The organism is uncultured Succinivibrio sp., assembly GCF_902756765.1.
Classification (GTDB): Bacteria; Pseudomonadota; Gammaproteobacteria; order Enterobacterales; family Succinivibrionaceae; genus Succinivibrio.
On sequence record NZ_CACVSS010000060.1, the window covers coordinates 1 to 11,705 of the forward strand.

Here is an 11,705-nt window from a genome sequence, read left to right on the forward strand (position 1 = left end):
AGATGAATCACTTCCCGACCTTAAGTGAATAACTGAAAACGCAAAAATACCTACAACAATACCAGACGCCATTGAAATAATGTACTGAATAGGGTGGTCACAAAGAGGAATAATAAAAATTCCTCCATGAGGAGCACATATAGAGCATTTAAAGTACATGGATAACCCACCAGACAATGCCGAACATGCGACACAGGCTGTTTTCATTATCTTTGGATTAGTCTGCAGATATGGAATAATACCTTCGGTAATAAATACCAGACCTTTTCCTAATGTAATAAATCTTAAAGAGTTGATCTTTGACGTAAAGACCTGAGGAACAAGAATACTTGCAAGAGCAGCAGCAATAGGAGGAACCATTCCTCCCGCCATAATTGAGGCCATTACTAAACCACCAGGCCCCTGTTCTGGTAAACTGTCGGCTAGGAATAGCACACCTATAGCATAAGCCATCTTATTAATTGGACCGCCCATATCATAAGACATCATGCCGGCAAGCAAGGCTCCAATCATAATCAGGGTAAATACAGACGATTCACTAAAGAAAGAATTAATATAAACATCAACAAACTGAGCAGGTATATTTGTAAAGAATACAGCAATTGCAGCTGTTCCCAATGCGCCCATTAGAGGATACAGCAGCAGTGCAACTGTCGCATCATGACCTTTTAGAAACCTTCCTGCAAACAGAGTCGTAAGCAACGCCACAGCGCCCCCCACAAAGCCGTTAATAACAGCTCCAATAACTCCGCTTCCACCTAAATCAGCCATTACACCACCGGTAAAGCCAGCGACCAGAGCTGTACGACCTCTGATTGAATAGGCAATAAACGCGCTCAATATAGGGAAAAGAAGAGTTCCAATACTGTAACCGACTCTATCAAAAAAGAAACCGACCTGAGTATCGTTAACAATATCTAGTCTGGCAAAAGCAGAAAGAATACCAGCGGTAGCGGCCAAAGGCATTAAGTAAGCCATACCTGACATCAGGTGACGGTATAGACGCATTGAAACAGAGGTCGAACCTAAAAAACCTGACTGATATTTTGGACACTTTGGATCAAGAGCTGATTTAATCAGATTCTTTGGGTGTCTGATTCCCTCAACCACTCCAACACGAATTAATGGTTTACCGAGGAATCTGTCCATATCGACGATTCTATCCGCAGCAACAATTACCGCTTTGGCTTTAGAAATCTCCTCAGGCAGAAGCTTATTTCTGTTACCTGCTGCGCCATCGGTCTCGACCTTTATAGAAATTCCCATTTCCTTAGCCTGTTTTTCCAGAGCTTCGGCTGCCATATAGGTATGGGATAATCCTGCAGGACACGCTGTTACAGCAACAATATCGTAATAGCCTTTATTTGAAGAGGATAGTTCTGCTTTATCAGATTCAGCTCCTTTAGAAGCCTCGTCTGCCAGCTGTTTCTGCTTTCTGGCATTCTCTTTTTCAATTTCAGCCTCATCTGCTTTATTGATGATCTTAAGGAACTCATCAACACTCTGCGCTGAATTTAATGAATTTCTGAATTCTTCAGAAATAAGTAGAGTTGATAATCTGGCAAGCACATCAAGATGAGCGTCTGATGCGTGGTGAGGAGAGGCAATCATAAAAAAAAGCTTAGCAGGCTTTCCATCCAGACTGTCAAATTCAACGCCTTGAGGAACAACCATAGCAGCCAGTCCGGGTTTAGTTACACCAGCACTTTTTGCATGAGGAATAGCAACGCCCTCACCTAAACCAGTAGAAACTTTTGCTTCTCTGTCAAATACAGCGGTTCTGAATCGCTCTGCATCATTAAGACAACCGCTTTGAGCCACTAAATCTACAAGATTATTGATAGCCTGCTCTTTTGTCGATACCTCAACATTTAATCGAACAGACTGAGGATTTAGTAAATCGCAAATTCGCATGGTTTTTCCTTTTACATACCGTGTATTTTAAGTTTAATCGAGAGTCTTATAACGGCAAGTTATTAATCTTCATTTAATCTTTAAAAAGCGGAAAAGAAGATACTACTTCATAATTAAACCTGTTTTACATGGAGTCCTGGACACAGAGGCTCATTACTTTCAGATTTACAGCCCTTAAAAGTCTGATCCATATCCAGAGAAGGCATCTCCATCTGTGGGTGACCAATTACACGTGCCGGAACACCAACTACAGTTGTGTGAGCAGGAACATCTGCAAGAACAACAGAGCCGGCACCGACAATTGCCCCCTCGCCGATTCTGATGTTTCCAAGAATTTTAGCTCCGGCTCCAATCATCACTCCTCTGCATACCTTAGGGTGTCTGTCACCGCACTCTTTTCCTGTTCCGCCAAGAGTTACATCATGAAGAAGAGATACTGTATCCTCAATCACTGCAGTTTCACCAATGACGATATTGGTTGCATGATCAAGCATTAATCCTTTTCCGATTCTTGCCGCAGGATGAATATCAACAGAGAAAACATCAGAAATTCTGCTCTGAATATAACTGGCAAGATCTTTTCTATCATGTTCCCACAACCAGTGAGAAATTCTCCAGGACTCTATAACATGAGGACCTTTGAGAAACATAAGAATTCTGACAATAGAACTTGATGCAGGGTCACGGGTTAGAACAGCGTAAACATCAGCAATTGCATTTTCAAGAAGACAGCGGTTTTCAGAGTAAGCCTGCATGCATACCTGAAAAAGCTGCTGTCTGTCAACTTCACGAGTTGCAAGCTTTGAAGAGATAATCCTTGCTAGACACTGGTCAAAATTAGCACAGGTAAAAACTAGTTTGTTGAACAGATCTGCCAACACAGGCTCACTGTTCATAATTGACATAGACTGCTGTTTAAAATCAGCCCAGAATCTATCAATTACCTGATTTTCGTAATTACTGTTTATCTGTGTATCCAATTGTTTTCTCTTTAAAAAAATCAGTTCTGTAACTTTGAATCGTCAAAGTTTACAGTATCATAGGTTTCTTTTTCATCAGGCTCCATATGAAGAATAATCTCTGCATCAGGAAAATCCTTTCTGATATTGTTCTCAGTTTTGTTTACAACATTATGAGCATCTTCAAGACTCATCTTTCCATCCATCACAATATGGCCCTGAATAAAAATAATTGGTCCTGCACTGTGAGTTTTTAGATCATGAATAGATAAAACACCCTCTGTTTTAACTATTGCCTGCATGATTTTGTTAATAGATAGAGGATCAAGAGACCTGTCCAATAAGGTCTGAACTGCCTCAACTCCTATCTGATAAGCCCCCTTCAGGATAAATAGACCGATACAGCAGGCAAAAAAGCCATCAGCCCATTCATAACCGTAATTGCTTAAGAATAAGGCAATAATAACACCAATATTCAAAGACACGTCAGATAAATAGTGTAATCTGTCTGCAGCAATTGCCTCTGATTGAGTCTTTCTAAACACATATGTCTGAAATACCACCAGAAGAATAGTAAAAATTATACAGATGATACTGACGTACAGAGCTAAATCAATATGTTCGATGTAAACCGGATTAACGCACCTTTCAATTCCGTGACTAATAAGCAGTACTGCAGAACCACCAATGAAAGCAGCCTGCGCCAGAGAAGCAAGGGACTGAGATTTATGGTGTCCGAAACGATGCTCATCATCAGGAGGCAATAACGAAAACCTGAGTGCCAGCAAATTGACCAGAGACGCAAGCAAATCAAAAATAGAATCCGTCAGAGAAGCAAAGATTACGGTGGATGAGGAAATCATCCAGACACCAAATTTGATCAAAATGAACAGTACCGCTGTTATAACAGAGGCTCCACCGGCAAGCAATACCAGTTTTCTGTACTGTTCAAGTTTTGTATTATGCATTTTTGTTTCCTATTTCCTACGAGGATAGTATATTACATGTCATATCTTTTCTAATATATAGATTTTTATGATAAAAATAATCTTTTTTATCCATAACAAATATTGAAATACTAGATGTAGTTCTGAAAAATTTGATCAGATTAAGACTAATTAACAAACAGACACTAAAAACGTAATTAATTGCACCGATATAAACTACACTTTAAGATGTATAGTCTTCTTTTGAAAAGCAAAAAAAGAACTGGGAGGCTGAACAGACACAGTTCTGTTTAGGTACGTTATGATAATAAACAAAATTCTAAGATTTTTTTTATATTGGCCGTTCAGAATAACGACAAGTTGTTCAACAATTCCATTTGAGCCATTAAAAAATCTTAAAATTAATAAAGAAAAAGAAATAGTCTATCTAACGGTTTCCTCATCTGTAGGTAACGTTATGAGCATCGAAAGAGCTGTTCAGAAATTAGACCTGCCTTCCCCATTTGAAGATCTGAACCTGCTCGGAGAAAAAATACCCAGAACATGTGCCCTGAGATCCCCTGGACTATTTTCTAAGGCCGGTTCAAAAGATCGTGAGATAGAACCTATCTTTAGAAAATGGTATGAGTATTATCAGAGAACAGGAAAAGATGTTCAGGTAATTCCTATCACAGTGCTGTGGTCAAGAAATCCGGGATACGAAACTCTTGGTATTCACGGAATGAATGCGGCGACACCATCATTTAAAAAGTTCTTTAATCTGATTTTTGCAGGTAGAGATAACTGTACTATTTTCTGTGGTACTTTCAATATAAGTGAATCTAAAGAAAGATTTGAAAAGTCAAAATTCTCAAAGAACCTGAACCGAACATTCAAGCTGATCTTCATTCAGAAAGCACGATCTGTAGTTGGTAAACCTCTGCCAAACAGAAAGCAGGTGATTGAAGAAATCCTTGAACGCCCTGCAGTATTAGAACAGATCTCCATAGAGAGTGAAAAAACGGGGAAATCTGAACCAGAACTCCAAAACAAGGCAAGAGAAATACTTGAGGTTATGGTTGCAGATACCAGATATCCTCTGCTCAGATTCTTTAATTCTATTGTTTCTACTATCTGGTCAAAGATTTATCAGGGACAGACTGTTATAGGTGTGGACAAGGTTAGACAGCTTGTGCAGACAGGACACGAGATCATTTATATCCCATGTCACAGATCTCACATGGACTACATTCTGCTAACCTTTGTTCTTTTCCATGAAGGTCTGCCTCTGCCTCAGATTGCATCTGGAGACAATCTTAACTTCTTCCCGGTTGGACAGATTATCAGAAGATGCGGTTCATACTTTATCCGCAGAAAAATGAAGGGAGATGATTTCTATATCACCATTTTCAGAGAATACCTAAGTCTGCTCTTTGAAAACGGCTATGCGACAGAGTTCTTCATTGAAGGAGGACGTTCAAGAACCGGAAGAACACTTCCTCCAAGAACAGGAATGGTTGCAATGACCGTCCAGTCTCAGCTTAGAGGTTCTGATAAACCAATTGCCTTCGTACCAACATATCTTGGCTATGAGCATGTTACCGAAGTCGGTTCATACATGAGAGAGCTGGTAGGCGAGGCCAAGAAAAAAGAAAGCGCAATGCAGCTTTTAGGAATTTTCAAGCGCTTCAGAAATTACGGAAGAGGTTATGTAACCTTTGGCGAGCCAGTCATTGTACATAAATTCCTCAATGAGAATGTTCCTAACTGGAAAAATGATATCGATCCTAAAGGAACTGCAAGACCTGCCTGGCTAAACGATATAGTAAACCAGCTTGCTCACAGAATCATTATTAATCTTAATGATTCTGCCACTATCAACGGCATCAATCTATGTGCACTGGCAATTATGAACGTACCTGATCATACAATGAGTATCAGTCAGCTGGAAAAGTGCATTAGCATGTATCTGAAGATACTAAATGTTGATCCAAGAAGGAGAGCAACAATTCCTACTGCTTCAACCATGACACTGATAAAGCAGGCAATGGAACTTAAGAAATTCAGGCTTTATGATGTTGGCGATGACATGAAGTTTGTAAGACCAAGCTATGGTCAGACACTTCAGCTAACATATTTCCAGAATAACATCGTACACCTGTTTGCTCTGCCAGCACTGCTTGCAAATATTATCCTCAGAAACGGTCATATTCTTCATGAGGATGTACGTTCACATGCGCGCTCATTGTTCTATTTCCTGAGACATGAGCTTTTTGCTCCTGTCGATGAAAAAGATCTTGATGATCTTATTGATAAACACATAGAGAATTTCCTGAATGAAGGATATATAACCCGTGATAAAGACATGCTCTTTGTGTCAGGTGACGGATATCAGGAATTCTATATTCTATCAAGATGCATTTACCACAATCTGGTTCGCTATCTGGTAGCGGTAACAGCCCTTAAGAATACAGAGGACGGAAAATCAGACGTCACAGAGTTTATTAAAAAATGTTTATCATACTCAAAGCGTCTGCCGGTTGAGGTTACAAACAACTCACCTGAATTCGCAGACCCTATTCTGTTCAAGATCATGTGTGCAACCTTTATCAGGCACTCATATTTCTATGTAAAGGAAGACGGCAAAATTTATGTGAACGAACCTAAGGTTCAGAAACTGAACAGAGCTGCAAGCCCTCTTTTAGGAGCTCACGATGTTAAGATTTTAAATGGACAAACATTATCCAGAAAAGTGGATGATGTTCTACACTTGCATGTATAAGGGAAAGAAAATGTTAAAAAAACTTTTATTGGGAATTGTATCTCTAATCTTTATTGCAGTTTCCTCATCTGCTTATGCTTCCGGTCATGGCAAAAAAGAGGAGCCGGCAGAACCAGAGAATGTTGCACCAGAGATTGGTTATTATCAGATCTCTCCTGATATCACAACCAACGTAGCCACTTTAAATCCTAGAGATAAGATTCATTATGTAAGAATCAAAATCAGCCTGATGCTTGAAGACAGCAGAGATTCATCCATTATTGCCGATGTTGAACCTCTTATTAAGGATGCCATTGTTACAATCCTGGGCTCAAAGGAATTCGGTCAGGTTGCTACCAATGAGGCAAGAGAGAAAATCAGAATTGAATGCAGAGAAAAGGTTTCCAGCATTCTTCAGGAGAAATTCGGTAAACCTCTGATTGTTGATCTGCTGTTCCTAAGCTATATGTATCAGTAGAAAAAGCATCAACAGATCTTCGAGGCTTACCTCGAAGAATCCTCTAATCTCCAGACACGGTCATATCTGGAATAAGTATTGAGCCGGTCTGGATTTTATATCTTTCATCAAAATCATCAGCCATAGCTTCCATATTCAGGAACATATCCTTTAGATTGCCTGCTATGGTAATACCATCCACAGCATGGACAAACTTTCCATCCTTAAAGTAATAACCCTCGGCACCTCTTGAATAGTTACCGCTGACAAGATCAATTCCCTGACCCATAAGTCCGGTGACAACTACACCCTCTCCTGCCTTAGAGAGAAGCTCATCGAAGGAGCAGGTACCATCCTTAAAGGAAATGTACCAGTTATGAATACCGCTGGCATGACCGTTACTCTTGAGTCCGAGCTTTCTGCTGGAGTAGGTTGCCAGAAGATACTGCTCAAGCATACCGTCCTTTACAATATCCGAAGCTGTTACTCTGACACCGTCACTGTCAAAATTACGGGATCCAAGACCTTTTAAAACAAAAGGATCCTCGTGGATGGTTATCCTGTCAGATAAAACCTGTTTTCCAAGATAATTGCATAAGAATGAACGGTTTCTGTATAAGGCACCGCCAGAAATTGCAGAGGAGAAATTTCCCCACAGAGACTGAACTGCAGATCTGGTGAAAATAACATTGTATTTTCCGGTAGCTATCTTTCTTGAATTTAGCTTAAGCAGTGTCTTTTCAAAGGCCTCATCAAGAATTCTCTGTGATGGATAGATATCCTCAATTGATCTGGCAATACTTGAACCTGAGGCTCGCTGCATCTTACCCTCAGATTCACCTAACATGGTAATGTCTGCGGATACTGAACTTGAGGAACGAGCCTTGGTAAAACCATTGGAATTAGAAATTACAGTAGTATAAAGATAGCTTGAGAAGCTTGAACCATCTGATTTCTTAAGACCTTCAACCTTCTGCTCCTCTGCCATCTTGTCAAGCTCAAGAGCCTTGGCAGCTGCAAAATCAGCATCAACATTATTCTCAAACACCAGATTAAGATCTTTAAAAGAATCACAGATAAGATCTTTATCACATAGACCTGAGCATGGATCCGGATCAGAGTACTTTGCAAGATTGATTGCAGACAGAACCGCCTCATGGATCGATTCTAAAGAGAGATCATTTGTCGATACCGCTCCTGAGCGCTTATCTTTGTAAACGGTAATGCTCATGCCATTGTCGCGGTTGAATTCAATATTTTCTATATCCTGATCACGGCAGGAAACGGATAAGCCTTTGACTGCACCGATATTAACCTCACACTCGTCAGCTCCGTTGTCCAGCGCAAACTTCACAACATCTGAGGATACATTTTCAAGGCGAGACTCTTCTGATGCTAAATCTTTCTTAAAAGAACTCATTTAATTAAATCCTAATAGCGTTTTCTTTTATAATGTGATGATATGTTATACCACAAATTAGGGCAACATCATGCAATTAGCATCAATAAAAAATAAGCTGAAAACCAACAGTCTTTTTATATCTATATTGATAGGACTAATTGGATTTCTTGCCTTCAGATATATTCCACAGACAAAACCTCTAAGACCAGCAGCTTCTTTTTTAGTAGATTCTCTGCCTGTTTTCCTTTTCTTTATTCTTTTTTTCTCCTTCTGCAAGCTTAAGATAAAAGAGATGAAACCTCGAAAATGGCATCTTTATCTTGGACTGGTCCAGATTATTTCTACAGGACTGTTTGTAGCTCTGATTTATTTCTACGGTTACGAAGTTTCTGAAAAAACAGTTCTGCTTTTAGAAGGAATCATCATCTGCACCATTGCGCCAACCGCTGCGTCGGCCGCAGTTATGACAGGAAAGCTTGGCGGCAACGAATCATCCCAGACATCCTATACAATTATCAGCAATATAATTGCCGCGGTCTTTATTCCCCTGTTCTTTCCACTGATATGTACTACCATCTCTGGAATCTTTTTTGATGATTTTATGTTAATTCTCAGAAAAGTGTTTCCTGTTCTGGTGCTCCCTCTGATTTTAGCTGTAATAATCAGAGTATTTTTCCCTGCGCTGCTCAAACTGATAAACAAAGCCAAAGAGATTGGTTTTTATCTATGGCTTTTTACCTTAGCCATACAGTCTGCAAGGATTTTCCAGAACGTTGCAAACTCAAAGACAGGCAACGCGTTCTTGTGTACTCTTTTTATTGTTGGTCTGGTGATAACAGTTGTACAGTTCGCTGTCGGCAAATATTTTGGACACATGGATCAGCAGAGAATCAGTGCGGGTCAGGGGTTAGGCCAGAAAAATACAGTATTTGCCATCTGGATTGCCATTATGTTTCTTTCTCCTGAGGCTGCTATTGTCCCAAGCAGCTATCTTCTGTGGCAGAATCTTGTTAACGCGGTGCAGATGAGACTAAGAGAAAAAGATACACTTGCAAGGAAACAAAAAGGACTGGAGCCATATCAGGAATAACATGCTAATGGTATTATTAAAAAAACTTAAACCATACACTCTGCTGATCGCAGTTTCGCTGGGTTTTCTGGTATTCTGCTTCTTCAGATTTACAAAACTTTCAATGCCGCTAAGACCTACGGCACACTTTATTGGTGAATCATTACCGGTAATACTTTTCTTTATTCTGTTTTTTGCCTTCAGCAAAATTACCCTGCATCAGATGAAACCTAGAGCCTGGCATTTTATACTTGTCATCTATCAGATTATTAGCACTGCGCTTCTCGCGCTGTACCTCAGAAGCTATAATGGGGAACAGAACATAGTCATACTTGAAGGCATTCTTATATGTCTTATTACTCCGACAGCAGCTTCGGCTTCAGTAATAACCGGTAAACTCGGCGGGAATGAATCCTCCCTGACAACATATATTATTTTCAGTAACCTCGCTGCAGCCGTCGCCATCCCCCTGATTTTTCCAATGTTCTGCGATATGGGGAATAACTCCTTCTTTCATGACTGCTTTTTGATCCTGAATCACATCTCCCCTATTCTGGTACTGCCTATGATACTGACGGTAATCATCAGAACCTTCAGTCCGAAACTTCATCAGTTTATTCTCAGAAATACAAAAGAAATAGGCTTTTACCTATGGGCCTTCATTATTGTGGTAGTCTCAGCAAAGACCTTCGCAAATATTGAAGCCTCAGATAAAACAGCCACAGAAATCACCCTCATGGCAGCTGTAGGCTTTTTTATGACCATTCTTCAGTTTGCTCTGGCAAAAGGAATAGGTCAGTTTGGAGGACAGAGAATCAGTGCAGGTCAGGCATTAGGACAGAAAAATATGGTATTTGGTCTGTGGGTAACACTTACCTATCTGAATCCGACCGTAGCCATTATTCCAGGAACCTATATTCTGTGGCAGAACGTAGTTAATGCCTGGCAGATGTGGTATAGAGAAAAGAATCTTAGAATATGGGAACAGAGAGGAGAAAACCCTTATCAGGAATAAGACTGAGGACTAACTCTACATAAGCTTAAGCTCAAAAAAATGCCGGTAAAATAATTCCGGCATTGTAATTTTTAAAGGGGGGATGGATAGTTGATTACTTGTTACGCTCTGCGTCAATCAGCTTAACAAACTCATCACCATTCTTATCTGTGTAGATTGAACGAACAGACAGAGTAGCCTTCATGAAGGCATCAGAATCAACATTGTCGTTAACCTGAATACCAGTCTTCTTCATGTCTTCAATCATGGTAACTTCCTGCTTAGCGTTAACCTCACGCTGATACTTAGCTGCATCACGTGCACAGTCGACAAGAAGCTTCTGCTGATCAGCGCTAAGCTTATCAAACTTCTTCTTGTTCATCATTACGGTAACAGCGGTATATGCGTGGTTGGTCATAGACAGATACTTCTGAATCTCATAGAACTTTCCTGCATATAGAGTAGAGATTGGGTGGTCCTGAGCCTCAATTGCACCGGTTTCCATTGCAGTATAAAGTTCACCGTATGCCATTGGAACAGGATTTGCCTTTAGAGCTTCAAAGGTTGCAACCAGCATATTACTCTGAGGAACTCTGATCTTAAGTCCGGCACAATCCTCTGGTTTAACAATTGGCTTACGGCTGTTGGTCATATTACGGAAACCATTCTCAAAATATGCAAGACCTTTCAGACCTAATGGTTCTAGAGTCTTATACAGCTTATCACCGATTTCGCCGTCCAGTACTCGATATGCGTGAGCCTTATCCTTGAAGATAAATGGAATATCAAGTACTGCCATTACTGGAGACAGACCTGAAGCGATACCGCCACCAACCATGGCAATATCAATTGTTCCTGAACGAGCACCAGAAACAATAGCCTGAGAGTTACCTAAGGTACTGTCGAAGAAGGTCTTGATTTCAATCTCGCCCTTTGACTTTTCCTTTACCTGTTCAGCAAAGTAAACTGCACCCTGACCTTGAGTATTATCCTTTGAAACATCGGTTGCAAAACGTAATACTGTCTTTGCTTCAGCCTGCATTGCAACACTTGCTCCAAGGATGGTTGCCAGAATAACTGCTAAGGTTTTCTTCATTTGTGTCTCCTTAAAAAGAAAATTACAGTAACTCAACTTTTGCAGTTCAATATTAACTGATAAAGACTTTATAGATGCGGTCTAGCACCACATTTGCTGTTTAAAAATCAATTTCTTTATTTATTTT

General features: G+C 40.1%; 9 protein-coding genes. 4 read left to right on the forward strand and 5 right to left on the reverse strand.

The annotated features are described in order from the left end of the window. The 3 genes from QZU45_RS08630 to QZU45_RS08640 all read right to left on the reverse strand — a co-directional run. On the reverse strand, positions 1–1,914 hold a 1,914-nt coding region (locus QZU45_RS08630; protein ID WP_295354195.1), incomplete at its 3' end, for a fructose-specific PTS transporter subunit EIIC. A gap of 113 nt (positions 1,915–2,027) precedes the next feature. Next, positions 2,028–2,894, reverse strand: a complete 867-nt coding sequence (gene cysE, locus QZU45_RS08635; RefSeq protein ID WP_241824699.1) for a serine O-acetyltransferase — start codon at positions 2,892–2,894, stop codon at positions 2,028–2,030. A 20-nt stretch (positions 2,895–2,914) separates the two neighbouring features. Further along, a complete protein-coding gene (locus QZU45_RS08640; RefSeq protein WP_295354198.1) occupies positions 2,915–3,841 on the reverse strand; it encodes a cation diffusion facilitator family transporter in 927 nt (308 codons plus the stop codon). Between the two features lie 280 nt (positions 3,842–4,121). Here QZU45_RS08640 and plsB point away from each other — a divergent pair, with 280 nt between their 5' ends. Then, positions 4,122–6,581, forward strand: a complete 2,460-nt coding sequence (gene plsB, locus QZU45_RS08645; RefSeq protein WP_295354201.1) for a glycerol-3-phosphate 1-O-acyltransferase PlsB — start codon at positions 4,122–4,124, stop codon at positions 6,579–6,581. Between the two features lie 10 nt (positions 6,582–6,591). Further along, the gene (locus QZU45_RS08650) at positions 6,592–7,038 is read left to right on the forward strand and encodes a flagellar basal body-associated FliL family protein (protein ID WP_295354204.1); all 447 of its coding nucleotides are present in this window, start codon (positions 6,592–6,594) and stop codon (positions 7,036–7,038) included. A 43-nt stretch (positions 7,039–7,081) separates the two neighbouring features. Here the strand turns inward: QZU45_RS08650 and QZU45_RS08655 are convergent, their stop codons facing one another. Beyond that, positions 7,082–8,437, reverse strand: a complete 1,356-nt coding sequence (locus QZU45_RS08655) for a metallopeptidase TldD-related protein (protein WP_295354207.1) — start codon at positions 8,435–8,437, stop codon at positions 7,082–7,084. A gap of 70 nt (positions 8,438–8,507) precedes the next feature. On the opposite strand from QZU45_RS08655, the gene QZU45_RS08660 reads away from it, so the two are divergent. Together QZU45_RS08660 and QZU45_RS08665 are read left to right on the forward strand one after the other, a co-directional pair. After that, positions 8,508–9,509, forward strand: a complete 1,002-nt coding sequence (locus tag QZU45_RS08660; RefSeq protein ID WP_295354210.1) for a bile acid:sodium symporter — start codon at positions 8,508–8,510, stop codon at positions 9,507–9,509. Positions 9,510–9,516: 7 nt separating this feature from the next. Continuing rightward, a complete protein-coding gene (locus QZU45_RS08665; RefSeq protein ID WP_295354213.1) occupies positions 9,517–10,503 on the forward strand; it encodes a bile acid:sodium symporter in 987 nt (328 codons plus the stop codon). 94 nt (positions 10,504–10,597) lie between these two features. On the opposite strand, the gene QZU45_RS08670 is transcribed toward QZU45_RS08665, so the two are convergent. Next, complete coding sequence (locus tag QZU45_RS08670; protein WP_074839023.1) at positions 10,598–11,578, reverse strand: DctP family TRAP transporter solute-binding subunit; 981 nt, start codon at positions 11,576–11,578, stop codon at positions 10,598–10,600. Between the last annotated feature and the right edge of the window lie 127 nt (positions 11,579–11,705).

Bases quoted from the DNA above. Each gene is read 5' to 3' on its own strand.
- QZU45_RS08665 (WP_295354213.1), top strand. From the start codon at position 9,517: ATGGTATTATTAAAAAAACTTAAACCATACACTCTGCTGATCGCAGTT.
- QZU45_RS08670 (WP_074839023.1), bottom strand. From the start codon at position 11,578: ATGAAGAAAACCTTAGCAGTTATTCTGGCAACCATCCTTGGAGCAAGT.
- plsB (WP_295354201.1), top strand. From the start codon at position 4,122: ATGATAATAAACAAAATTCTAAGATTTTTTTTATATTGGCCGTTCAGA.
- QZU45_RS08650 (WP_295354204.1), top strand. From the start codon at position 6,592: ATGTTAAAAAAACTTTTATTGGGAATTGTATCTCTAATCTTTATTGCA.
- QZU45_RS08660 (WP_295354210.1), top strand. From the start codon at position 8,508: ATGCAATTAGCATCAATAAAAAATAAGCTGAAAACCAACAGTCTTTTT.
- QZU45_RS08640 (WP_295354198.1), bottom strand. From the start codon at position 3,841: ATGCATAATACAAAACTTGAACAGTACAGAAAACTGGTATTGCTTGCC.
- QZU45_RS08655 (WP_295354207.1), bottom strand. From the start codon at position 8,437: ATGAGTTCTTTTAAGAAAGATTTAGCATCAGAAGAGTCTCGCCTTGAA.